The following is a 22196-nucleotide window of genomic DNA, read 5'->3' on the forward strand; positions in this document are numbered from 1 at the left end:
GTTTCGTCTCGACGGACCTCGCACCCGCACGAGTGCGCGAGACCCCTGACGATGGGCGCCCGAGGCCGTGTGGGGCGTCCCTCATAATCGGAGGGTGACCTCGACAGCATCCATCCCCTCGCTCGACGGCCGCCGGTTCCGCATGGTGTCGTCCACGACATCCGCGGTCGATCCCGAGGGGCCCAGCGAGTTCGTGTATCGGGAGAAGGACGGCGCGATCTGGGGCGACTACTCGGGTGACACCGTGACGTTCGGACGCTTCGTCGGCACCCGCACGGCCGACACCATCTGGGTCTCGTTCGTCCACGTGCTCGTCGCCGACGGAACGGTCGTGACCGGTGACGGCGAGAGCGAGCTCGAGCTCACCGACGACGGGCTGATCCGTCTCGTGGAGCACTACGAGATGCACGGCCTCCCGCAGCTCAGCGTGTGCGAAGAGGTCCCCACCGCCTGACGCTCAGCGCGCGATATTCCGATATGGAATGAATATCGGACTGTCGCTCCGCCCCGCGCGAAGGACGTCACGGAGGTGCTGCTGCGCATCGCGCTCGGCTGGGCATGGAACGAGCAGCCCCACCACCACCTCCCGGATCTCGAGGCGGCCGTCGCTGAGGGGCTTCCGACGCCGACGGCCGACGACTCCGAGCGGATGCGCGCTCTGCTCGGCCTGATCGCGGCGCTGCCGTCCGGTACGCGCCCGAGTGACCTCGAGAAGGCCGTGGCACGTGCTCGGATCCTTCCCGGCACGGACAGGTACCAGCGCTACGGCATCCTCATCGGCCTGTCGGAGTTCGGAGCGCTCCCGGGGAGCGTCGCTCCCGGCTGGGATCGCTTCGTGTCGCGCCGGGAGATCGCGGATGCCTGGACGGGAGGCCCACGCTCCGACATCCCACCCCCGCTGTCCGGCTGGCGCGGGGGGATCGACGACCGCAAGGCGGCACGGCTGCGCGCGATCTGACCCCGGTGCTCAGCGCGGCGGGAGCGCGTCCCGCCCGGGGGAGGCCGGTGTCCAGCGCGTCATCCCGAGCGGCACGGTCATGTCACGCTCGGGCAGGTCCGTCGGCAGCAGGAACGCGCGCCGGACGACCTCGTCGAGCACGACCACGCTCACGACCGTGCGAACCTCGGGCAGCTGCGCGATCACGCCGGTGGAGAACTCGTGCACGCCGCTCACGTCGACGGCGCGGATGAGGAGCATGGCGTCGTGCTCGCCGGTGGTGATCGCGCACCACTCGACGTCGGGCATCTCGATCACGCGCTCGCGGAAGGACGCCCAGGCCTGCGGGTGCACGGTGACGAACACGAGGGCGCCGATCGAGAGTCCGGCCTTGGCCTGGTCGACCGTGGCGCTGAAACCCGTGATGACCCCCTCCTGCATGAGCGACTCCACCCGGGTGTAGGCGTTCGCGCGGGAGATCCCGACCTTCTCGGCCAGCGCCGCGATCGAGATCCGACCGTTATCGCGCAGCGTGTCGAGGATTCTGTAGGCGATGTCGTCCAGAGGAGTGGCACTTCGTCCAGAATGCTGCGACCCGGTGGCGCCCTTACTGGACATATGTCTCCTCCTCGGCGAGATACTGGACAGACCTTGATGACCATCGCATCCTCGCTGGACACATAGTCCCATATGATGCGAATCTGATCACCGGTCGTCCACTTCTCGGACGTCCGCACCCGATGAACCCTCGCCCTGGGAGGCCCCCATGTCGTCACGTCGCAGCACGTCCGTCATCGCGATCGGAGCGGTCGCGCTCCTCGCGCTCGCCGGTTGCTCGGGAGGCAACTCCGCGAACACCAGCGATGGCGGCTCCTCGTCCGGATCGCTCGTGATCGACACGGCGTTCTCGATCGAGACCGCCGACCCCGGTCACAGCTACGACCCCACCGGCAACATGATCGCGAAGGCGTTGTACGAGACCCTCGTCGATTTCGAGGGCTCGGACGTCTCGACCCCGGTCCCCGGCCTCGCCTCGTGGGTGCAGAACGACGCCGCGACCGAGTTCACCTTCACGCTCGAGGGCGACCGCGTCTTCTCCGACGGCTCGCCGATCGAGGCGAAGGACGTCGTCTTCTCGCTGCAGCGCATCCAGGGCATGGAGGATGCGAAGCCGAACTTCCTCCTCACGGGCCTGACGATCACCGAGGTCGACGACAAGACGATCTCGATCACGTCCGAGACCCCGCTGCTGCAGCTGCCCGCGATCCTCGCGAACCCGGCCCTCGGCATCCTCAACTCCGACGTCGTGATCGAGAACGGCGGCGCGACCGACGGTACCGACACGGCCCAGAAGTTCCTCGACGGCGAGTCCGCGGGCTCGGGTCCGTTCGTGCTCGACACGCTCGACCTCTCCTCGCAGGTCGTGCTCACCAAGAGCGACGAGTACGACGGAGACGAGGAGGCCGGCTACGACCGCGTCGTCGTTCGTAACGTCTCGGAGAGCGCCACGCAGCTCGCCAACCTCAAGGGCGGCGACTCGATGGTCGCGATGGACCTCAATGGCGACCAGGTCGCGGGTCTCGGCGACGGCCTCCAGGTGGAGTCGGTCCCCTCGGGCCAGACGATCTTCCTGCTCCTGAACCAGTCCTCAGCCGTGGCCGGAGACCTCGCGAACGTCAAGATCGCCGAGGCGATCCGTTACGCGCTCGACTACGACGCGCTGCTCGAACTCGCGGGCGCCGGTGCGGTGCAGGCCACCGGCGTCATCCCTCCCGGTTTCGAGGGCGCCCTCGACAGCGGCGTGGAGCAGGACCTCGAGAAGTCGAAGGCCGCGCTCGCCGAGGCCGGCTACACGGGCCAGACGCTGAAGCTGCAGTTCCCGAACGACTACCCGGTCGGCGGCGTCGAGTTCACCCCGCTCGCCGAGCGCGTCCAGGCGCAGCTCGAGGACGCCGGCATCACGGTCGAGCTCGCCCCCGCTCCGTTCGCGACCGAGCTCGACGCGTACGTCAACGGCACCGAGGGCTTCGGTCTGTGGTTCTGGGGCCCGGACTACGCCGACTCGGCGAACTTCCTGCCCTTCGCCCCCGGACTGAAGGTCGGCCTGCGCGCCGGTTGGGCCGCCGAGGCGAACCCGGAGATCGCGGGCATCGCGGCCGGAGCTGCAGCCGCGACCGACGAGACGCAGCGCAGCGAGGCCTTCACGGCGTTCGCCGAGGCCATGCAGGCCGAGGGCCCGTTCGTGCCGCTGATCGTGCCCGGTCGCAACATCGCCACGGCGGATGCCGTCACCGGCGCCGTGTACAACTCGGTGTGGGAGATGGACATCGCCGAGATCCAGCCCGCCGGCTGAGAGGGCTCTGACGCATGACGACGGTGGCCGTGCAACGCCAGGCGCAGCGCCGCAGGTCGCCGCTCGTCGGCTACCTGCTGCGCCGGGCCGGGACCTCCCTGCTCCTTCTGGTGGGCGTGACGATCGTCACGTTCCTGCTCACCAACCTGGTGCCGGGAGACCCGGTCTCGGCGGCGCTCGGTGAGGGCGCGTCGCAGAACCCCGCGACGCGCGAGGCCTTCATCAAGGCCAACGGACTCGACCAGCCGTTGTTCGTGCAGTACGTCATCTACATGGGGAACCTGCTCCGCGGGGACCTCGGCACGTCGCTGGTGACCGGACGCCCGGTCACCAGCGACCTCGCCACCGCGGTGCCCGCGACGATCGAGATCGCGATCGCCTCGATCATCCTGAGCCTCGCGGTCAGCGTCGTGCTCGGCACGCTCGCCGCCTACCGGCGCGGGCTCGTCACCGACCAGGTCATCCGCGTCGTGACGCTCGTCGGCCTCAGCGTCCCCACGTTCTGGCTCGCGCTCGTCAGCTTCTACGTGTTCTTCCTCGAGCTGCGGATCGCCCCGGGCTCCGGGCGGATCTCCCCGTCGATCACTCCGCCTCCGCGAGTGACAGGCCTCTACACGGTCGACTACCTCCTGAACGGCGACGGCGTCGGATTCTTCGACGCCCTCGCGCACCTCGCGCTGCCGGTCATCGTCCTGTCGCTCGTGACGATCGGCCTGCTGACCCGATTCATCCGCACCTCCGTGCTCGAGGTGCTGGGCAGCGACTACGTGCGCGCGGCCCGGGCCAAGGGGCTTCCCGCGATGCGCGTCATCGTCGGCTACGTGCTGCGCGGGGCATCCCTCCCGATCCTCACGGTCGTGGGAGTCGCCTTCGGCTCGCTGCTGTCGGGCACCGTGCTCGTCGAGTCGGTGTTCGCCTGGCCGGGGCTCGGCACGTACGCGTACAACTCCGCCGCGAACCTCGACCTCCCGGGCATCATGGGCGTCGGTCTCGTGGTCGGCGTCATCTACCTCCTCATCAACTTCGTCGTCGACCTGCTCTACGGCGTCCTGGACCCGAGAGTGAGGATCGCATGAGCCGCATCGACTCGGCATCCGGGCCCTGGCGGTTCCGGTTCCGCTGGCCCCGCGCCTGGCGCACCCCGCTCGGCGTGATCGGCTCCGTGATCGCCGTCGCCTGGGTGATCGTGGCGTTCACGGCGCAGTGGTGGGTGCCCTACGGCCCCAACGCCCAGGTGCTGCCGCGCCTGCAGGAGCCGGGCGTCGACACCCTCCTCGGCACCGACGGCAACGGCCGCGACATCTTCTCGCGCCTCATGACCGGCGCGACCGTGAGCCTGCCGCTCGCGCTGATGCTCGTGATCGCGGCGATGGTGATCGGCACCGTGATCGGCGCGGTCGCCGGCTACTTCGGCCGCGCGGTCGACGAGACGCTCATGCGCATCACCGACCTGTTCATGGCGTTCCCGACCGTGATCCTCGCGATGGTCGTCGCGGCGTCTCTCGGTCCCTCGCTGTTCAACGCGGTGATCGCGGCCATCGTCGTCTCCTGGCCGCAGTACGCGCGTGTGACCCGCAGCATCGTGATCGGTCTCCGCGGCCAGAACTACGTGATCGCCGGCCGCCTCCTCGGGCACTCGCCGCTGCGGACCCTGTTCGTCGACATCCTGCCCAACATCGCCGGGCCCATGCTCGTGCTCGCGACGCTCGACATCGGCGCCGCGATCCTGCTGCTGTCGGGACTGTCGTTCCTGGGCCTCGGCGCGCAGCCGCCCACCGCGGAATGGGGCTCGATGATCTCGGCGGCCATGCAGAACTTCGACGCGTGGTGGCTGGGCGTGTTCCCCGGTCTCGCGATCCTCACGGTCGTGCTCGCCTTCAACTTCCTCGGCGACGCGATGCGCGACGTGCTCGACCCGACGGCCGAGGTCACGCACGAGAAGCAGGCCGACCACGCGGCCTCTGCGAAGGGAGCATCGGCATGAACGCCACCGCTCCCGCTCTGCGCATCAGCGACCTCACCATCGCGATCGGCCGCCCGCTCGTGCACGGCATCTCGCTCGACCTGCACGCCGGACGCATCCACGGCCTCGCGGGGGAGTCGGGATCGGGCAAGACCCTGACCTCGCTCGCGGTGCTGGGCCTGCTCCCGCGCACCGCCCGCACCGGCGGCTCGATCACGCTCGCGGGGGAGGAGCTGCTCGGATTGCGGCGTCGCTCGCTCAACCGCATCCGTGGAAAACGCGTCGCGATGGTCTTCCAGGATCCCTCCGCGTCGCTGCACCCGCAGCTGCCGGTGGGGCGGCAGCTCACCGACCACATGCGCGTGCACCTCGGTCTCCGGGGAGCCGCGGCCAAGGCCAGGGCGATCGAGCTGCTCGAGACCGTGCAGGTGCCGAACCCGGAGGGGGCGCTGTCGCGCTACCCGCACCAGTTCTCGGGGGGACAGCGTCAGCGCATAGCGATCGCCTGCGCCCTCGCCTGCGATCCCGAGGTGCTGCTGGCGGACGAGCCCACCACGGCCCTCGACGTCACGGTGCAGGCCGGCATCCTGCGGCTGCTGCGCGATCTCGCGACCGAGCGCAACCTCGCGGTGCTGCTGGTCACGCACGACCTCGGCGTCATGAGCGCGATCGCCGACGAGGTCGCCGTCATGAAGAACGGCGAGATCGTCGAGCGCGCGGATCGCGAGACGCTGTTCCGCGACCCGCAGCACGAGTACACCCGCATACTGCTCGCGGCGCTCCCCGGCTCTCGGATCGAAGCGGTGCCGGATGCTGCGGTGGGCGACCCGGTGGCTCCCGCTGAGGAGACCGAGGAGAAGGAGGATGCCGATGAGTGAGGTCGCCGTCCTCGACGCCCGCGACGTGTCGGTGCGCTACCCCGGAAATCCGCCCGTCGTCGCCGTCGACCAGGTGTCGCTGCAGGTCGCCCCCGGCGAGACCGTCGCGCTGGTGGGGGAGTCCGGCAGCGGCAAGTCGAGCCTGGCCCGCGCGGTCGTCGGCATCGAGAAGCTCGCGGGCGGCGCCGTGCTGTTCCGCGACGCTCCCGTCACCCCGCTCGGCATCCGTCGCCGCGCGCTCGCGCTGACCGGCATCCAGATGGTCTTCCAGGACCCGTCGACCTCGCTCAACCCCCGCCGCCGAGTGGGCGACCAGATTTCCGACGGCATCGCGACGGCTCGTGCCCGCGGCGAGGCCGGGTCGACCGTCGCGGAGTGGCTCGAGCGGGTCGGTCTGCCCTCGAACGTCGCGACGCGGTTCCCGCACCAGTTCTCCGGTGGTCAGAAGCAGCGCATCGCGATCGCGCGGGCGCTCGCCGCGCGACCCTCGCTGCTCGTCGCGGACGAGCCGATCTCGGCGCTCGACGCCTCGACCCAGACGAGCGTCGCCGGTCTCATGCGCGACCTGGTCGCCGAGTCGGGTGCGGGGATGCTGTTCATCTCGCACGACCTGGCGGTCGTGCGGCGCATCGCCGACCGCACGTTCGTCATGTTCGCGGGGCGTGTGCTGGAATCGGGGCCGACCGATCGCGTGTGGGCTGCGCCGCAGCATCCGTACACCCGCGCCCTCCTCGCGGCGATTCCCGAGCCCGATGGTGCCGGCCGCATCCCTGAGGCTCCCTCGGCGGAGGAGCGCCTCGCCTGGTCGGAGATCCCACCCGTCCTCGGCTGAATCAGCGGGCGATGAGGCGGTGGGGCACCTCGTGGTGCGACCCCGGCACCGCCCGCGGGTCCTGCAGGATGTCGAGGATCGCGGATGCCGCCTGCTCGACGCCGTGGTCGACGGTCGAGAACGCGGGGATGTGGAAGCGTCCCTCCTCGATGTCGTCGAAGCCCATGACCTGCACCCGGTCGGGCACCGGGATGCCGTGGGTGCCGAGCGTGTACAGGGCGCCGAGGGCCAGGCTGTCGCTGAAGCAGAACAGCGCATCGAAGTCGGTGCCGCTGGCGATCAGCCGTTCGACTGCCATCGACCCCTCGGCGCGGTTGAACTGCTCGACCGTGGCGTACAGCGCGGGATCGTCGGCGATCCCGGCGTCGGCGAGGGCCTGCCGGTACCCGTCGAACCGCAGACGCGAGGTCGCGGTGGGCCCGGACTCCTGCACTCCGACCGCGGCGATGCGCCGGCGGCCCTGCGCGATGAGGTGCGCGGTCGCCGCGGCGGCGGCCGACACGTTGTCGATCCCGACGTGATGCACGGTGGGCGTCAGCAGCGATTCGGCCTGCTCACCGATCAGCACGAGGGGCGGTGAGGCAGGTCGCTCGTCGAGGTCGCCCGGGCGGAGCGCGAGCGGGCTCATGACGATGCCGTCGAGCGCGGGAAAGCCCTCGCCGGCCATCATGGCGAGTTCTGCCGTGCGGTCGGCGCCGGTCTGGGCGATCAGCACCGTGAGCGCACGCGCCTGCGCCGTGGTGACGAACTGCGCGGCGAACTCGGCGAAGTACGGCTCGCGCAGGTCGGGCAGCACGAGGGCGATCAGCCCGCTGCGGCCGTTGCGCAGCTGGCGCGCGGCGAGGTTGGGGCGGTAGCCGAGCTCGTCGATCGCGGTGAGGATGCGCTGCCGCACCTCGTCGCCGACCCAGCCCGTGCCGTTCACGACGTTCGACACCGATTTGGCGCTCACGCCGACGCGGGCGGCGACGTCGGCGAGGGTCACTCGGGGCATGCTGTCTTCTCCCTGCTGGACGGAGGTCCGTCCTGGAGCGACCGACACCCGGTCGTCGCTTCACAGTTGACTATAGTTCAACGTGGAACTATCGTGTCCTTCAACGTTGAACGGGAAACGTTTTCCCATTCCATCTCCGACGACGGAGAACGCATTCGATGACGAAGACCGGCGCCGAGCGCCGGAAGAGGGAGCCGCACCCGTGGTGAAGCACGACACCGACCGAGCGATCGAGACCGTCCGCGCGAGCAGTCTGGAGACGGCGCGTCCGCGTCCGCAGCTCGTCCGCGACTCGTACCTCGAGATCGACGGGGAGTGGGGCTTCGCGCACGACGACACCGACCTCGGCCTCCGTGAGCGCTGGTACGACGGACGGCAGCTGCCCGACCGCATCCGCGTGCCCTTCCCGCCCGAGTCGCCCGCCTCCGGCATCGGCGCGACCGGCTTCCACCCCGTCGTCTGGTACCGCCGCGACCTCACGGACGCCGAGCTCGAGTCGATCGGCCACCGCGACGGCGCCCGCGCGATCCTGCACTTCGGCGCCGTCGACTACCGGTCCACGGTGTGGGTCGACGGACGCACGGTCGGCGCGCACGAGGGCGGCCACACCCCCTTCGCCGTCGACATCACGGATGCGCTCGATCCGGCATCCGCATCGCACGTGATCGTCGTGCGCGCAGAGGACGACCCGCACGACCTCGCCCAGCCCCGCGGCAAGCAGGACTGGGAGGAGCACCCGCACACGATCTGGTACCACCGCACGACCGGCATCTGGCAGACCGTGTGGCTGGAATCGGTGGCCCCGCAGCACGTCACCGGCGTGAACTGGACGAGCGACCTGTCGGCCGGCACCGTCACGGTCGACGTCGCGCTGAAGAGCGCCGGGGACAGCGTCGTGCACGTGCGCATCGCCCACGAGGGGCGCGAGCTCGCCGCCGCGAGCGTGCGCGTGACCGGCGACACGACCGCGCTCACGCTGCCGCTCACGGGGCAGACCAACGGGCAGGGCTACGAGCAGCTGCTGTGGCGTCCGGGTCAGCCGACCCTGCTCGACGCCTGGGTGAGCGTGGAGCAGGACGGCGTCGTGACGGATGCCGTCGCGAGCTACCTCGGGCTCCGCAGCGTCGCGTGGGCCGACGGCGCACTGCTGCTCAACGACCGTCCGGTCACGCTGCGCTCCGTGCTGAGCCAGGGGTACTGGCCCGAATCGCACCTCACGGCGCCCTCGCCCGAGGCGCTGCGCCGCGAGGCGGAGCTGATCGCCGAGCTGGGCTTCAACTCCGTGCGCGTGCACCAGAAGATCGAGGACGAGCGGTTCCTGTACTGGGCCGACCGACTGGGACTCCTGGTCTGGGGCGAGATGGCGGCGACCTATACCTTCACGCCACGCGCGGTGCAGCGCACGACGGCGGAGTGGACCGAGGCCGTGATGCGCGACCGAGCCCACCCCAGCATCGTCACCTGGGTGCCGCTCAACGAGAGCTGGGGCGTGCAGCACATCGCCTCGCGCGCCGACCAGCGCGCCTTCGCCGAGGGGCTCTACCAGCTCACCAAGGCGCTCGACCCGACCAGGCCCGTCATCTCCAACGACGGCTGGGAGCTGGGCACCTCCGACCTGTGGACCCTGCACGACTACGAGGCCGACGGACGCGTGCTCGCCGACCGCTACGACGTGGACGAGCAGGCTCTGCGCGCCTACATCTCCGGCATCGGCCCCGCGGGGCGGCAGATCCGACTGCCGGGCACGACCGACGAGGGCCAGCCCGTGCTGCTCACCGAGTTCGGGGGCGTGAAGTGGGCGGTCGACGCGAGCCCCGACGACGCCTGGGGGTACTCGGAGGCCGCAGGCGCGGAGGACTACACGCGCATGATCGCCGACATCCTCGGCGCCGTGCAGTCCGGCACGCGCGGCCACCGCGGCCGGGCGCGCGGTCTGTCGGGCTGGTGCTGGACCCAGCTCACCGACACCATGCAGGAGCGCAACGGCCTGCTCACCGAGACGCGGGAGCCCAAGCTCCCCATCGAGACGCTCCGCTCCCTGATCCAGGGAACGCCGAGCGCCTGACCCCCTACCCGAACGCACAGCCACTCAATGAGGAGAATCCACATGACCAAGAAGAGACTGCCCGCCCTGGTCGCCCTCGCGGGCGCCGTCACGCTCGTGCTCGCCGGATGCGGCGGGGGAGGGGGCTCGAACGCCGCCCCCGAGGACATCACGTTCGACGAGGACACCACCGCCGAGATCAGCTTCTCGTGGTGGGGCAACGAGGACCGCGCCGATCGCTTCGAGCAGGTCGTCGCGCTGTTCAACGAGCAGTACCCGAACGTCGAGGTCGTGCGGAACTTCAACGCCTGGGGCGACTACTGGACCGCCCGCAACACGGAGGCCGCGGGCAAATCGCTCCCGGACGTCGTGATGATGGATGCCGGCTACCTCGGCGAGTACGCGAGCAAGGGCCTCCTGGCCGACCTCTCGCCCTACCGCGACTCGCTGCTGCCGCTCGACGGCATCACCGACCAGGTGCTGGGTTCCGGCACGGTCGACGACCAGCTCGTCGGCGTCCCCCTCGGTACGAACGCCTGGTCGATGATGTACAACAAGGACCTCCTCGACCAGTACGGCATCGACTACCCGACCGACGACATGACGTGGGATGAGCTCGACGACTTCATCCTCGAGGTCAACGCCGCGGGCGCGGCATCCGATCCGAAGATCTACGGCGCCGAGGACTACACGGGCGGACTGCCGAACTTCATCTACCACTTGATGCAGTCGGGCAATGCCGTGTTCGAGGAGGACGGTACGCCCGCGTTCGACGAGGACGACGTGGTCGACTACCTCGACAGCGCATCGTCGCTGCGTGAGGACGGGGAGTTCTACCCGGTCGAGCGCAGCGTCGCGCTGTCGCCGAGCGGCGGGTTCCTGGCCGGCGAGGCCGCGATCTGGTTCAACTTCTCGACCACGGTCCTGCAGGGCATGACGGATGCCGGCACCGAGAACATCGGCATGGTGCAGCCGCCGCTCGAGAAGGGCGAGAAGGAGCACGTGCTCGCGCCCAAGCCGAGCATGCTGCTCAGCGTCGCGAAGAACTCCGACCAGCAGCAGGCCGCCGCGGCGTTCGTGAACTTCCTCACCACCTCGCCCGAGGTCGCGAAGGTCTTCGGCACCTCGCTCGGCACGCCTCCCACCGAGGAGGGTCGCGCGGCGATCGACCAGACCCCGGCCGACACCGTGAACCTCGACTACCTCGCCTCGGTCGACGACGAGCTCACCGCCAGCTACCCGATCCTGCCCGCGGGCTACGGCACGATCGAGGCCAAGTGGGGCGAGCTGCACGAGCAGCTGCGTTACGGCGACCTGACGACGAAGCAGTTCGCGCAGGAGCTGTTCTCCGAGATCTCGCTGGTCCTCGGCTGACCCTCACGCACGACCTGCCGCACGGGCGCGCCCGGCTGCAGGAGGAAGGATGACACCCTCATGACTGCTCCTGCAGCCACCGCCGCCCCGGTCCGGGCGCGCACGAAGAACGTGCGCGCCCGGCGGGAGACGCGCGCGGGCTACATGTTCCTCAGCCCCTGGCTGATCGGCTTCTTCGCGCTGACCGCCGGCCCGATGGTCGCGTCGCTCGCGCTGTCGTTCACGGACTACAACCTCTTCAACGATCCCGAGTTCGTCGGCCTCGACAACTACACGCGGATGCTGACCGACCCGAACTTTCTCCAGGCGGTCAAGGTCACCGGCATCTACGTGCTCGTCGGCACCCCGCTCAAGCTCGTCGCCGCTCTTGGGGTCGCGATGCTGCTGAACGCGCCGCGTCGCGGTCAGGGCTTTTACCGGTCGGCGTTCTACCTGCCGTCGCTCATCGGCGGCAGCGTGTCGATCGCGATCGTCTGGAAGGCGATGTTCATCGACAACGGGATCGTGGCCCAGATCGGTTCGTTCTTCGGCGGACCGCCCGCGTCGGAGGGAGGCTGGGTCGGCGATCCCGCTCGCACGCTGCCGCTGCTCATCCTGCTGACGGTGTGGCAGTTCGGCGCGCCGATGGTGATCTTCCTCGCCGGGCTCAAGCAGGTGCCGGCGGAGCTCTACGAAGCGGCATCCGTCGACGGCGCAGGCCCCGTGCGGCGCTTCTTCTCGATCACGATCCCGATGCTGTCGCCCGTGCTGTTCTTCAACCTGCTGCTCGAGACGATCCACGCCTTCCAGGTGTTCAACTCGGCGTACATCATCTCCAACGGCAGCGGAGGGCCAGCGGGGTCGACGCTCTTCTACACGCTGTACCTGTACCTGCGCGGCTTCCGCGACTTCCAGATGGGGTACGCCTCGGCCATGGCCTGGGTGCTCGTGATCGCCGTCGGCATCGTCACGATCATCCTGTTCCGCAGCTCGAAGGCCTGGGTCCACTACGCGGGAGACGAGAGATGACCACGACCGTCACGCACACCGAGCTCATCACGACCGATCCGGCCCAGGGCGGGCGACGCCGCCCGGGTGTCGGCCACCGTCGGCGGAGCGCTCTCCGCTCGACCGTCTTCCATGTCCTGACGATCGCCGTGCTGGTGGTGATCCTGTACCCGGCCGTGTGGATGGTGATGTCGTCGTTCAAGCCGGGCAACGAGATCATCGGCTCGGTGAGCCTCATTCCCGAGAGCTTCTCTTTCGACAACTACGCCAAGGCGCTGTCGGGCATCGGCGGGGTCTCGTTCTGGACCTTCGTGGTGAACTCGCTGATCCTCGCGGTGGCCTCGGTGCTCGGCGTGGTGCTGTCGTGCTCGATCACGGCGTACGCGTTCGCGCGGATCCGGTTCCGCGGCAGCAAGCTCTTCTTCCTCTGCATGATCGCGACCATGCTGCTGCCGTTCCACGTCGTGATCATCCCGCAGTACATCGTGTTCAACCAGCTCGACATGATCAACACCTACTGGCCGCTGCTGCTGGGCAAGTTCCTCGCGGCCGACGCGTTCTTCGTGTTCCTGATGATCCAGTTCATCCGCGGGTTGCCGCGCGAACTCGACGAGGCGGCCCGCATCGACGGCGCCGGTCACGTGCGCACGTTCGCGTACGTGATCCTGCCGCTCATGAAGCCCGCCCTCGTGACGAGTTCGATCTTCGCGTTCATCTGGTCGTGGAACGACTTCTTCGGACCGCTGCTCTACCTCAAGGATCCGGGCATGTACACGATGCCGCTCGCGCTGCGCCTGTACGTCGACCAGACCTCCACGAGCGACTACGGTGCGCAGATGGCCATGGCGATCCTCGCGCTGCTGCCCGTCGTGCTGTTCTTCCTCGCGTTCCAGCGCTACCTGGTGTCGGGCGTCGCGACCGAGGGGCTCAAGGGATGAGCGGGGTGCGGTCACGCGCTCGGCGCGAGTCCGCGGCGTTCGGCGGGGCGCGGCTCGGCGCGTTCGGGGAGATGCTCGTCGTGGGCCTCGGCGTCGCGGCGCTGTCGCTGCCGCTGGTCACGATCGTCCCGGCGGTCGCGGCCGGGGCGCGGCACCTCGACGCGCACCTCGAGCACGAGACCGATTCCGTGCGGCGTCTGCTGACGCTCGGTTGGCAGGCGATCCGCTCGGGATGGTGGTTCGGTGCGGCATCCGTCGTCGTGGTGGGGATGCTGCTGCTCAACGCTCTCGCGGGAATGCAGGGGCTGCTGCCCGGCGGTACCGCACTCGGGATTGTGAGCGGAGTGCTGGCGGCGGTCGTCGCGCTCGCCGCGCTGCGTACAGCGGCGCTGTGGGAGCCGGGTGCTCGGTGGGGCGCGCTGTGGAAGGCCGGTCGCGACCTCCTGCTCGACGATCCGATCGGCGACGTGCTCGTGCTCCTCGGACTGGGCGTGAGCGTGGTGGTGGTGTGGATGCTGCCGCCGCTGATCGTGATCGCGCCGGGTCTCGTCGTCGTGGCGCTCGTGGCCGCGGAGCGGCGACGCCGGGGTGTGGTCGCCACCTGACTCGGGGTGCCGCCTGAGCCGGGCAGAGACGCGGATGGCGCGCGCAGACGCGTGGTGGATAAGCTTAGGCAACCCTTATCTCGACTGACAGGTTCCGCCATGCCCCGCATCCGTACCCGGGCCTTCGCCGCCCTCCTCGCCGCCGTCGCGACCGCGGCCGCCCTCACCGCCTGCAGCCCTGCGACCGACGGCGCCGACGCCGACCTGCCCGAGGTCGCCGCCGACGCCTTCCCCGTCACGGTCGAGCACGCCTACGGCGAGACGACGATCTCCGAGCAGCCGAAGCGCGTCGTCTCGGTCGGCTACACCGAGCAGGACACCCTGTGGGCGCTCGGCGTGAAGCCGGTCGGCGTGACCGACTGGTACGGCGACTACGACTTCGCCTCCTGGCCGTGGGCGGACGATGCCCGCGGAGACTCCGAGCCCGAGGTCCTCACCACGAGCGACGGACTCGACTTCGAGGCGATCGCGCTGCTCGAGCCCGACCTCATCATCGGCACGAACGCCGGCATGACCGAGGAGGACTTCGACCGGCTCTCCGAGATCGCGCCGACCGTCGCCCACTCGGGCGACTACTCCATGTACTTCGAGCCGTGGGACGTGCAGACCCTGCAGATCGGCAAGGCCGTCGGCCTCGAGGACGAAGCGCAGGAGCTGGTCGACGGCATCGAGGAGCAGTTCGCGGATGCCGCGGCCGCGCACCCCGAGTTCTCCGGCACGCCGGCCGTGTTCCTGCAGAACGCGATCTACGACGGTTCGGCCATCGCCTACCAGGACGGCCTCAGCACCGACTTCCTCACCGACCTCGGCTTCACGATCCCCGCCGACATCGACGCGTACGCGCCTGAGGACGAGTCCGGCGGCCAGGCCTACATCCCGGTCGAGAACCTCGACGTGCTGAACGCCGCGGATGTGCTCATCTGGGGCACCGAGAAGGAAGAGGACGTCACCGCGCTCGAGGGCGAGGCCTTCGTGACCGCGCTCCGCGCCATGCAGAGCGGGTCCGTCGTGTACACCGACGGCGTGACCGCCGGGGCGATCTACTTCACCTCGCCGCTGAGCCTGCCCTACGTGCTCGACGCACTCGTGCCCGCCCTGAGCGACGCGGTCGCCGGCAACGGACCGGCGCGCACCGCCGAGTGACGACGGCCGCACGCACGACACGCGATCCGCGCCGGCACTCCGCCGCGCGGATCGCGCTCGTCGTCGTGCTCGCGTTCCTCGCGCTCGCCGCCGCTGCCGTGGTCGGGCTCGCCGTCGGCACCAAGATGATCGGTCTCGGCACGGTCGTCGACGCCGTCACGCGCTTCGACGGCAGCGACCTGCAGCTCGTCGTGCGTGAATCGCGGATCCCCCGGACCGTTCTCGGCATCGTGGTCGGTCTCGCGCTCGGCGCCGCCGGGGCCGTGATGCAGGCGCTCACCCGGAACGCGCTCGCCGACCCCGGCATCCTGGGGGTCAACGCCGGAGCCTCGGTCGCCGTGGCCCTCGCCGTCGCAGCGCTCGGGGTGAGCGACTTCCCGCACCTCATGCTGTTCGCGCTGCTCGGGGCCCTCATCGCGACGATCGGCGTCGTGCTTCTCGGCGCCGCGGGCGGCGGAAGCCCGGTGACGCTCGTGCTCTCAGGCGTCGCGCTCGCCGCGGTGCTCGGCGGCATCACGACGGCCCTGGTGCTGCTCAACCCGACCGCGTTCCTGCAGATGCGCAGCTGGGAGTCCGGAGCCCTCGCCGGACGCGACCTCTCGCTGCTCGCCTTCGCGGGGCCTGCGATCGCGCTCGGGCTCGTGATCGCCCTGCTCATGACGCGCAGCCTCGACGTGCTCGCCCTGGGCGACGACACCGCCGCCGCGCTCGGTGTGAAGATCGGCCCCCTGCGCACCGCCGCGGTCGTGGCGATCACGCTGCTGGCAGGCACCGCCACCGCGCTGGCCGGTCCCGTCGCGTTCCTCGGTCTCGCGGCCCCGCACATCGCGCGCGGCTTCGCAGGCTCCTCGCAGAAGGTCGTCGTGCCGCTGGCCGCTGTGATCGGGGCGATCGTGGTCGTGCTCGGCGATGTCGTCGGACGCGTGATCATCGCGCCGCAGGAGGTGCCCGTCGGCATCGTCATGGCCTTCGTGGCCGCACCCTTCCTGATCGTGATCGGCCGCAGGAAGAAGCCGGTGCAGCTGTGACCGTCTCCGGCCGCACCGCCGCGGATGCCCGCAGCGTCATCCGCCGAGCCCGCCGCCCGCTGGACCGCCGGGGTCGCATCGCGATGGCCGCGCTGGTCGCCGCACTGGTCGTGTCGTTCCTCGCGAGCCTCTCGATCGGCGACACCGTGCTCTCGCCGATCCGGGTGGTGCAGGCGCTGTTCGAGACGCACGGCGGCGTGCGGATGGTCGTGGTCGACTGGCGGCTCCCGCGCGCGCTCGCCGCCGTGGTGTTCGGCGCCGCGCTCGCCCTGTCGGGCACGATCTTCCAGACCATCACACGCAACCCGCTCGGCAGCCCGGATGTGATCGGCCTCACGACCGGTGCCTACACCGGCGCGCTGCTCGTCATCACGACGGGTGGGGCCTCGCAGTTCAGCGTGGCCATCGGTGCGATCCTCGGCGGATTCGCGACCGCCGGGCTCGTCGCCCTGCTCGTCGCCGGCCGCGGTGCTCTCGGCTACCGCATCGTGATCGTCGGTATCGGGGTCAGCGCGGTGCTCGCCGCCCTCAACGCCTGGATGCTGCTGCGCGCTCGACTGGAGGTCGCGATCTCCGCCGCGATCTGGGGTGCCGGATCGCTCAATGGCGTCGGGTGGACGCAGGCGGCACTGCCGATCCTCGTGGTCCTCGGGCTTCTCGTGCTGCTCGCGTGCGCGCGCCGCGGGCTGTGGCTCGTCGAGCTCGGCGACGACCTCGGCTCCGCACTCGGTGGTCGGATGCCGCTGACGAAGGCGGCGCTCGTGGCGATCGCGGTCGGCCTCACCGGCGTCGTGACGGCCGTGGCGGGGCCGATCGCGTTCATCGCGCTCGCCGCCCCGCACCTGGCGCGGCTCGTCGTGCGGAACGGAACGGCGCACCTGGTGGCCACCGCGCTCATGGGTGCGACGCTGCTGTCGCTCGCCGACATCATCGGGCAGAACGCGGTGCCGAAGCACGCGCTCCCCGTCGGCGTCGTGACCCTCGTGCTGGGCGGCGTGTACCTCATCTACCTCGTGATCCGCACCGCCCGGCGGCGCCCGTAGCCCGGCACTCATAGACGCAGAGAGGGCCGAGGCACATCGTGCCCCGGCCCTCCTCGTCGCGCTCCGATCAGATCGGGGCGACGATGTCCTGCTTGGCGTCCCACTCGGTGATCTCGAGCGAGGTCTCGATGGACTGACCGGCGGCCTCGGTGGCGCCGGTGGTCGCGAGCACGACGTAATCGGGGGTGACCTCGTAGGTCATGTCGACCGAGACACCGTCCTGCTCCATCGTGCCGGTGAGGATGTACACGTCCTGACCCAGGCGCGAGCCCGTGCCGGTCACCGTGAACTCGCCGGAGAGGCCGGCGGCCGCGACCGCCGGGTCTGCCTCGTTCGCGGTCGCCGCGGCCTGGCTGAGGCCGGCGACGATCGGGTCGGACGAGTTCGCGTCCGCGACCTGCCACTCGCTCGTCGACGACTTGACCCAGGCGTCGTCGCCGATCACGACGACGGAGCCCATCGGCGTCGACCACGCGACGGCCTCGGTCGCCGGGTCGTACTGAGCAGTGGTCTCCATGCCGAGCACCGTCATCTTGGCCGCATAGCCCTCGGTGTCGGTCATCGCCTCAGTGATGCAGGTGCCGAGCTCGGTCCCGTCGACGGTCGCGCCCTCGGTGAGCTCGGGGCAGTCGGACGAGGGTGCCGTGGTCTCCTCGGTGGTGCTGGTGGACGTGTCGTCCTTGGGCTCCTCGGCGGCCGGAGCCGAACAGCCGGTGAGCATGATGGCGGCGGCCAGGACGATCCCGGCGCCGATCTTGGTGACGCGCATGCGCATTTCCCCCTTCGGTCGTGTGCACGTGGTCTCGACGCGCACCACACCAGCATGCCAGGCGGCGGGGACACGCCCGACAGCAGTGCAGAGGAAAGTCCGCTAGACTGAGCAGGTTGTCTGCCCTCCGGCATCCATCGGATACCCGGGCGGATGACGTGCACACACCCTCCTGCTCCCGGGAAAGTCCCGGGAGCCGTTCTAGTCCGAAGGAGGTGGGTAAGTGACGCACCAGTACGAACTCATGGTCATTCTGACCCCCGAGGTCGACGAGCGCCAGGTCGCTCCTACGCTCGACAAGTTCCTCAAGGTCATCACCAACGATGGCGGTTCGATCGACAAGGTCGACATCTGGGGCAAGCGCCGTCTGGCGTACGAGATCCAGAAGAAGAACGAGGGCATCTACGCCGTCGTCAACTTCACCGCGACGAGCGAGGCCACGCAGGAGCTCGACCGACAGCTCAAGCTGAACGAGCAGATCATGCGCACCAAGGTCCTCCGCTCGGAGGAGGCTCAGGCGATGATCGCGTCCGAGGCCAAGCGCTCCGAAGAGAAGGCTGCCCGCAAGGCCGCCAAGGCTGCGAAGGCCTGAGTCCGATGGCCGGCGAAACAGTCATCACCGTGGTGGGAAACCTCACGGCCGACCCCGAGCTGCGGTACACGCAGAACGGACTGCCGGTGGCGAACTTCACCATCGCTTCGACGCCTCGGAACTTCGACCGCGCCGCCAACGAGTGGAAGGACGGCGAAGCGCTGTTCCTCCGCGCGTCGGTGTGGCGTGAGTTCGCCGAGCACGTGGCGGGCTCGCTGACCAAGGGCATGCGCGTCATCGCGCAGGGCCGTCTGCGTCAGCGCTCCTACCAGGACCGCGAGGGCAACCAGCGCACCGCGATCGAGCTGGAGGTCGACGAGATCGGCCCCTCGCTCCGGTACGCGACCGCGCAGGTCACCCGTGCGGCGTCGAACGGCGGCGGCGGAGGCGGGCAGTCCCGTCCCGCGCAGCAGCAGCAGGTGTCGGAGGAGCCGTGGTCCACGCCCGGCTCGTCGACCAGCGCGGACGCCTGGAGCACTCCGGGCAGCTTCGGCGACGACACCCCCTTCTGAATCAGGATCTCCGGATGCTCCGGCATCCGTCTCATAACTAAGGAAAAACAATGGCTGGAAAGTCGAGCGGCGACCGCCGCAAGCCGCGGAAGGGCGCGAAGAACGCCGCTCCCGCGAAGTCGATCCGGGTCGGAGTCATCGACTACAAGGATGTCGCCACCCTCCGCAAGTTCGTCTCGGAGCGCGGCAAGATCCGCGCCCGTCGTATCACCGGTGTCTCGGTGCAGGAGCAGCGTCTGATCGCCACCGCGATCAAGAACGCACGCGAGATGGCGCTCCTGCCCTACGCTGGCGCAGGCCGGTAAGGGGTAGCGACATGGCAAAGCTGATTCTCACGAACGAGGTCGCCGGGCTCGGTAGCGCCGGTGACGTGGTCGAGGTCAAGAACGGGTACGCCCGCAACTACCTCATCCCCCAGGGCTTCGCTACGGCGTGGACCCGCGGTGGCGAAAAGCAGGTCGCTTCGATCCAGGCTGCTCGTCAGGCGCGCGCGATCCACGACCGCGACGAGGCTGTGACGCTGAAGAACTCGATCGAGGCCGCCAAGGTGCGCCTCGCGGTCAAGGCCGGCAAGGAAGGTCGTCTGTTCGGCTCGGTGAAGACCGCCGACGTCGCCGACGCCGTCGCTGCCGCGGGCCTCGGCTCGATCGACAAGCGCAAGGTGCACATCACGTCGGCGATCAAGTCGACCGGTGAGCACGAGGCCACGGTCCGTCTGCACGACGACGTGACCGCTGTCATCACCCTGCAGGTCGTCGCCGCCAAGTAAGCGCGACGTCCCGTCGAACGCCCTCTGTCCTCCGGGACAGGGGGCGTTCTGTGTGTCCCCCCGTTCCCGTTCCCGTTCTCGTCTTGCCGACGCCCCGTCTGGTTGCCGACGCCCCGTCTGGTTCACGTGAGTGAACCGGGGCGTCGGCACCCAGCAGGGGCGTCGGCACGGGGGTGAGGAGAGGAAGAGGGATGCCGGAGGGCATGGCGGATGCCCCGTGCTGGGGACACGGGGCATCCGCAGACTGCGCGGCGCCGCAGCGGCCGGCGAGGGCTGGGGACCCTGTCGGACCGGCGGGCTGGAGCCCGCGCACCGGCGACACAGCATCTCCTCCCCCGAGGATGCCCTGTGCCGCCGGGGCCTTGCGGTTATGCGGTCAGACGGCGACGCAGCAGCATCCCACCTCCGAGGAGGAGGAGCAGCAGCGCCATGGCGGTGAGCGCCGTCGACGACGCGTCACCGGTCATCGCGAGACCCTGCGCGGAACCCGCGGCGGTCACGAACCCTCCGCCGGTGGATGCGCCTCCGACGGTTGTGCCGTCATCGGTGCCCGGGTCGGTGCCCGGGTCGGTGCCCGGGTCGGTGCCCGGGTCGGTGCCCGGGTCGGTGCCGGGGTCCGTTCCCGGGTCGGTGCCGGGGTCCGTTCCCGGGTCGGTGCCGGGGTCGGTGCCCGGATCGGTGACCGTGCTGTCGCCGACCACGGAGATGGCGTTGCCGCCGAGAGTGATCGGCAGGGTGATCGGAGCGGTGATCTGGCTGCCGCCGAGGATGCCGTCGTCACCGGTGGTGATGCCACCGGTGGTCGGGCCCTCCGTCGCCGGCGTGCCGACGCCCGAACCGCCGACGACCGCGCTGTCTCCGAGGACGGAGACGGCGTTGTTGGTGGCGGTCACGGGAGCCGTGACCGGAGCGGTGACCTGAGTGCCGGAGGCGACGCCGTCGTCACCCGAGGTGGTGCCGCCGGTCGTCGCACCGTCGGTGCCGGGGCCGGTCGCAGCGCCGCCGCCGTCGACCGCGCTGTCGCCCAGGAGGGAGATCGCGTTGCCGGTGGCGGTCACGGGAGCGGTGACCGGTGCGGTGATCTGGGTGCCGCTGGCGACGCCGTCCTCACCATCGGTCATGGCGCCCGTGGCGGGTGCGGACGATCCGCTCGGTGCGGCCGGAGCCGTGCCGCCGTCGGTCCAGCTGTCGCCGAGCAGCGACACGGCGTTGCCGGTCGCGGTCACGGGAGCCGTGACCGGGGCGGTGACCTGCGTGCCACCGAGGACCCCGTCATCGCCGGAGGTGGAAGCCTCGGTCGTCGGCATCCAGGAACCCGAGGGCGCGGCCGGAGCCGTGCCGCCGTCGACCGCGCTGTCGCCGAGGAGCGAGATCGCGTTGCCGCCGAGGTTCACCGGAGCCGTGATCGGTGCGGTGACCTGGGTGCCGGAGGCGATGCCGTCGTCACCCGCGGTCGTGCCGCCAGCCATGGGCGCGGTGCCCGATGCCGGAGCGGCCGGAACCGATCCGCCCGAGGTCGCGCTGTCGCCGAGGAGCGAGATCGCGTTTCCGCCGACCGTCACCGGTGCGGTGATCGGTGCGGTGACCTGGGAGCCGCTCGCGACACCGTCCTCACCGCCGGTCGTGGCGTCCGTGCCGGTCGCGGTCGATCCGGTCGGTGTCGCCGGCACACTGCTGCCGCCGCTCCAGCTGTCGCCGAGGAGCGAGATCGCGTTGCCGCCGGCCGTCACCGGTGCGGTGATCGGTGCGGTGACCTGGGTGCCGGAGGCGATGCCGTCGTCACCCGTGGTGGTCGGTGCGGACGACTCCGTCGTGGTGGGGGCGGATGCCGGTGCCGCAGCATCCTGTCCCTCAAGGGAGCTGTCGCCGAGCAGCGAGACCGAGTTGCCGGTGACCGTGATGGGCACGTCGACGTCGATCAGCGCCTGGGTGCCCGAGAGCAGTCCGTCGACGCCGTTCGTCGTGATCTCCGCGGACGGTGCCGCCGCCGCGGGATCCGGCGCTGCGGCAGGTGCCGCGGCCTCGCTCGACGAGTCGCCGAGCAGGCTGATCGCGTTGCCGCTCACCGTCACGGGGAGCGTCACGTCGACCACCGCCTGCGTGCCCGATGCGGTACCGGACTCCCCGCTCGTCGCGGGTGCGGGTGCGGGTGCGGGTGCGGGTGCAGGTGCCGGAGCAGGGGCGGGTGCCGGAGCCGGGGCCGGGGCCGGTGCGGGTGCAGGGGCCGGTGCCGGCTGCGCGGAGGAGTCTCCGAGCAGTGAGATCGCGTTGTCCACGATCGTGACGGGGACGGAGATCGGAGCCTCCGCCTGGGTCCCCGAGAGCAGTCCGTCGTCTCCCGAGGTCTCCGCCGCATTGGCGGCGGTCGCGCCGAACAGGGTGACCCCGCCGGCGATGAGCGTGCCCCAGAGGAGCCGCTTGATGACAGTACGCAT

General features: G+C 70.2%; 23 protein-coding genes. 19 read left to right on the forward strand and 4 right to left on the reverse strand.

What is annotated here, in order from left to right; all coding sequences use genetic code 11:
- Positions 1-94: 94 nt before the first annotated feature.
- Complete coding sequence (locus AKH00_RS15100; RefSeq protein ID WP_235556799.1) at positions 95-454, forward strand: hypothetical protein; 360 nt, start codon at positions 95-97, stop codon at positions 452-454.
- 75 nt (positions 455-529) lie between these two features.
- Positions 530-958 carry a hypothetical protein gene (locus AKH00_RS15105; RefSeq protein WP_050723572.1) on the forward strand — a complete coding sequence of 143 codons (429 nt, stop codon included), beginning with the start codon at positions 530-532 and terminating at the stop codon, positions 956-958.
- Between the two features lie 9 nt (positions 959-967).
- Here the strand turns inward: AKH00_RS15105 and AKH00_RS15110 are convergent, their stop codons facing one another.
- On the reverse strand, positions 968-1555 hold the full coding sequence (locus AKH00_RS15110) for an Lrp/AsnC family transcriptional regulator (protein WP_235556800.1): 588 nt from the start codon (positions 1553-1555) through the stop codon (positions 968-970).
- Between the two features lie 148 nt (positions 1556-1703).
- On the opposite strand from AKH00_RS15110, the gene AKH00_RS15115 reads away from it, so the two are divergent.
- The 5 genes from AKH00_RS15115 to AKH00_RS15135 are packed head-to-tail and all read left to right on the forward strand — an operon-like array spanning position 1704 to position 6963.
- Positions 1704-3290 (forward strand): ABC transporter substrate-binding protein, encoded by a 1587-nt coding sequence (locus tag AKH00_RS15115; protein WP_050723573.1) that lies wholly within the window; start codon positions 1704-1706, stop codon positions 3288-3290.
- 14 nt (positions 3291-3304) lie between these two features.
- Complete coding sequence (locus AKH00_RS15120; RefSeq protein ID WP_050723574.1) at positions 3305-4366, forward strand: ABC transporter permease; 1062 nt, start codon at positions 3305-3307, stop codon at positions 4364-4366.
- Positions 4363-5274, forward strand: coding sequence for an ABC transporter permease (locus tag AKH00_RS15125; RefSeq protein ID WP_050723575.1), 912 nt, complete (start codon positions 4363-4365; stop codon positions 5272-5274). Before AKH00_RS15120 ends, AKH00_RS15125 begins: the two co-directional genes overlap by 4 nt.
- A complete protein-coding gene (locus AKH00_RS15130) occupies positions 5271-6131 on the forward strand; it encodes an ABC transporter ATP-binding protein (protein WP_082297673.1) in 861 nt (286 codons plus the stop codon). The genes AKH00_RS15125 and AKH00_RS15130 overlap by 4 nt, the downstream gene beginning before the upstream one ends.
- A complete protein-coding gene (locus tag AKH00_RS15135; RefSeq protein ID WP_050723661.1) occupies positions 6124-6963 on the forward strand; it encodes an ABC transporter ATP-binding protein in 840 nt (279 codons plus the stop codon). The genes AKH00_RS15130 and AKH00_RS15135 overlap by 8 nt, the downstream gene beginning before the upstream one ends.
- A gap of 1 nt (position 6964) precedes the next feature.
- On the opposite strand, the gene AKH00_RS15140 is transcribed toward AKH00_RS15135, so the two are convergent.
- Positions 6965-7957 carry a LacI family DNA-binding transcriptional regulator gene (locus tag AKH00_RS15140; RefSeq protein ID WP_050723576.1) on the reverse strand — a complete coding sequence of 331 codons (993 nt, stop codon included), beginning with the start codon at positions 7955-7957 and terminating at the stop codon, positions 6965-6967.
- Positions 7958-8159: 202 nt separating this feature from the next.
- Here AKH00_RS15140 and AKH00_RS15145 point away from each other — a divergent pair, with 202 nt between their 5' ends.
- The 8 genes from AKH00_RS15145 (at position 8160) to AKH00_RS15180 (ending at position 17119) form a co-directional block, all read left to right on the forward strand.
- Positions 8160-10022, forward strand: a complete 1863-nt coding sequence (locus AKH00_RS15145; RefSeq protein ID WP_235556801.1) for a glycoside hydrolase family 2 protein — start codon at positions 8160-8162, stop codon at positions 10020-10022.
- 42 nt (positions 10023-10064) lie between these two features.
- Positions 10065-11375 carry an ABC transporter substrate-binding protein gene (locus AKH00_RS15150; RefSeq protein WP_050723577.1) on the forward strand — a complete coding sequence of 437 codons (1311 nt, stop codon included), beginning with the start codon at positions 10065-10067 and terminating at the stop codon, positions 11373-11375.
- Between the two features lie 60 nt (positions 11376-11435).
- Positions 11436-12383: a carbohydrate ABC transporter permease gene (locus AKH00_RS15155; RefSeq protein ID WP_050723578.1), complete on the forward strand. Its 948-nt coding sequence runs from the start codon at positions 11436-11438 to the stop codon at positions 12381-12383.
- A complete protein-coding gene (locus tag AKH00_RS15160) occupies positions 12380-13300 on the forward strand; it encodes a carbohydrate ABC transporter permease (RefSeq protein WP_082297675.1) in 921 nt (306 codons plus the stop codon). Before AKH00_RS15155 ends, AKH00_RS15160 begins: the two co-directional genes overlap by 4 nt.
- Positions 13297-13905, forward strand: coding sequence for a hypothetical protein (locus AKH00_RS15165; protein WP_050723579.1), 609 nt, complete (start codon positions 13297-13299; stop codon positions 13903-13905). Before AKH00_RS15160 ends, AKH00_RS15165 begins: the two co-directional genes overlap by 4 nt.
- 99 nt (positions 13906-14004) lie before the next feature.
- Positions 14005-15048, forward strand: a complete 1044-nt coding sequence (locus AKH00_RS15170; protein WP_050723580.1) for an iron-siderophore ABC transporter substrate-binding protein — start codon at positions 14005-14007, stop codon at positions 15046-15048.
- Entirely contained in the window at positions 15045-16076 is a 1032-nt protein-coding gene (locus tag AKH00_RS15175; RefSeq protein ID WP_235556802.1) for a FecCD family ABC transporter permease, read from the forward strand. Before AKH00_RS15170 ends, AKH00_RS15175 begins: the two co-directional genes overlap by 4 nt.
- Complete coding sequence (locus AKH00_RS15180; protein WP_050723581.1) at positions 16073-17119, forward strand: FecCD family ABC transporter permease; 1047 nt, start codon at positions 16073-16075, stop codon at positions 17117-17119. Before AKH00_RS15175 ends, AKH00_RS15180 begins: the two co-directional genes overlap by 4 nt.
- Positions 17120-17186: 67 nt before the next feature.
- Here AKH00_RS15180 and AKH00_RS15185 read toward each other — a convergent pair whose 3' ends face one another.
- A complete protein-coding gene (locus tag AKH00_RS15185) occupies positions 17187-17888 on the reverse strand; it encodes a hypothetical protein (protein WP_235556803.1) in 702 nt (233 codons plus the stop codon).
- A 223-nt stretch (positions 17889-18111) separates the two neighbouring features.
- Here AKH00_RS15185 and rpsF point away from each other — a divergent pair, with 223 nt between their 5' ends.
- From rpsF to rplI, 4 genes are read left to right on the forward strand one after another with little or no spacing between them, the layout of a single operon-like run.
- A complete protein-coding gene (rpsF, locus tag AKH00_RS15190) occupies positions 18112-18480 on the forward strand; it encodes a 30S ribosomal protein S6 (RefSeq protein WP_050723583.1) in 369 nt (122 codons plus the stop codon).
- A gap of 5 nt (positions 18481-18485) precedes the next feature.
- Entirely contained in the window at positions 18486-18992 is a 507-nt protein-coding gene (locus AKH00_RS15195) for a single-stranded DNA-binding protein (protein ID WP_050723584.1), read from the forward strand.
- Between the two features lie 50 nt (positions 18993-19042).
- Positions 19043-19297 carry a 30S ribosomal protein S18 gene (gene rpsR, locus AKH00_RS15200; protein WP_017203799.1) on the forward strand — a complete coding sequence of 85 codons (255 nt, stop codon included), beginning with the start codon at positions 19043-19045 and terminating at the stop codon, positions 19295-19297.
- Between the two features lie 11 nt (positions 19298-19308).
- Positions 19309-19761, forward strand: coding sequence for a 50S ribosomal protein L9 (gene rplI, locus AKH00_RS15205; RefSeq protein WP_050723585.1), 453 nt, complete (start codon positions 19309-19311; stop codon positions 19759-19761).
- A gap of 368 nt (positions 19762-20129) precedes the next feature.
- Here rplI and AKH00_RS15210 read toward each other — a convergent pair whose 3' ends face one another.
- A complete protein-coding gene (locus AKH00_RS15210; RefSeq protein ID WP_161804407.1) occupies positions 20130-22196 on the reverse strand; it encodes a beta strand repeat-containing protein in 2067 nt (688 codons plus the stop codon).

It is taken from the genome of Microbacterium sp. GCS4, from assembly GCF_001262495.1.
Taxonomy (GTDB): domain Bacteria; phylum Actinomycetota; class Actinomycetes; order Actinomycetales; family Microbacteriaceae; genus Microbacterium.

Excerpts from the sequence above, each read along its gene's own strand:
- AKH00_RS15135 (WP_050723661.1), top strand. The coding sequence starts at position 6,124 with ATGAGTGAGGTCGCCGTCCTCGACGCCCGCGACGTGTCGGTGCGCTAC.
- rpsR (WP_017203799.1), top strand. The coding sequence starts at position 19,043 with ATGGCTGGAAAGTCGAGCGGCGACCGCCGCAAGCCGCGGAAGGGCGCG.
- AKH00_RS15120 (WP_050723574.1), top strand. The coding sequence starts at position 3,305 with ATGACGACGGTGGCCGTGCAACGCCAGGCGCAGCGCCGCAGGTCGCCG.
- AKH00_RS15185 (WP_235556803.1), bottom strand. The coding sequence starts at position 17,888 with ATGCGCGTCACCAAGATCGGCGCCGGGATCGTCCTGGCCGCCGCCATC.
- AKH00_RS15160 (WP_082297675.1), top strand. The coding sequence starts at position 12,380 with ATGACCACGACCGTCACGCACACCGAGCTCATCACGACCGATCCGGCC.
- AKH00_RS15150 (WP_050723577.1), top strand. The coding sequence starts at position 10,065 with ATGACCAAGAAGAGACTGCCCGCCCTGGTCGCCCTCGCGGGCGCCGTC.
- AKH00_RS15140 (WP_050723576.1), bottom strand. The coding sequence starts at position 7,957 with ATGCCCCGAGTGACCCTCGCCGACGTCGCCGCCCGCGTCGGCGTGAGC.
- AKH00_RS15115 (WP_050723573.1), top strand. The coding sequence starts at position 1,704 with ATGTCGTCACGTCGCAGCACGTCCGTCATCGCGATCGGAGCGGTCGCG.
- AKH00_RS15125 (WP_050723575.1), top strand. The coding sequence starts at position 4,363 with ATGAGCCGCATCGACTCGGCATCCGGGCCCTGGCGGTTCCGGTTCCGC.
- AKH00_RS15155 (WP_050723578.1), top strand. The coding sequence starts at position 11,436 with ATGACTGCTCCTGCAGCCACCGCCGCCCCGGTCCGGGCGCGCACGAAG.
- AKH00_RS15195 (WP_050723584.1), top strand. The coding sequence starts at position 18,486 with ATGGCCGGCGAAACAGTCATCACCGTGGTGGGAAACCTCACGGCCGAC.
- AKH00_RS15165 (WP_050723579.1), top strand. The coding sequence starts at position 13,297 with ATGAGCGGGGTGCGGTCACGCGCTCGGCGCGAGTCCGCGGCGTTCGGC.
- rplI (WP_050723585.1), top strand. The coding sequence starts at position 19,309 with ATGGCAAAGCTGATTCTCACGAACGAGGTCGCCGGGCTCGGTAGCGCC.
- AKH00_RS15130 (WP_082297673.1), top strand. The coding sequence starts at position 5,271 with ATGAACGCCACCGCTCCCGCTCTGCGCATCAGCGACCTCACCATCGCG.
- AKH00_RS15170 (WP_050723580.1), top strand. The coding sequence starts at position 14,005 with ATGCCCCGCATCCGTACCCGGGCCTTCGCCGCCCTCCTCGCCGCCGTC.
- AKH00_RS15110 (WP_235556800.1), bottom strand. The coding sequence starts at position 1,555 with ATGTCCAGTAAGGGCGCCACCGGGTCGCAGCATTCTGGACGAAGTGCC.
- AKH00_RS15210 (WP_161804407.1), bottom strand. The coding sequence starts at position 22,196 with ATGCGTACTGTCATCAAGCGGCTCCTCTGGGGCACGCTCATCGCCGGC.